Genomic DNA, 299 nt, shown 5'->3' on the forward strand with positions numbered 1-299 from the left:
TCTTCTACAACTCGGCGATCCTGTCCCTGCTGCTGACGAAGTACGAGGCAGCTGGCAATGCCAAGGCGCTGGCGTTGATCACGCAGATGTCGCCAGCGGCCTGGCGGCACGTCCTGCTGAACGGGCATTACACCTTCCAGACTGACGGCAAGTTCATCGACCTGGATGCGCTCGTGGCGGGACTGGAGCTGGGCTGACGGAAATTTCTGGGATTCCGGCGTACAACCCCGTACTGCCCCTGCAAGGTCGCGGCAGCTTCGGCCCACAGCTTCGAGCCCTTCGCGTGCTCGATCCGCATA

1 protein-coding gene is annotated in these 299 nt (G+C 62.2%); it reads left to right on the forward strand.

The features are described 5' to 3' along the window. Nucleotides 1-197: Tn3 family transposase (locus GHO25_RS25920; protein WP_153393466.1), on the forward strand; the 197-nt coding region annotated here is incomplete at its 5' end. Between the last annotated feature and the right edge of the window lie 102 nt (nucleotides 198-299).

This window comes from Pseudomonas sp. FSL R10-1350 (assembly GCF_009600525.1).
Classification (GTDB): Bacteria; Pseudomonadota; Gammaproteobacteria; order Pseudomonadales; family Pseudomonadaceae; genus Aquipseudomonas; species Aquipseudomonas helleri.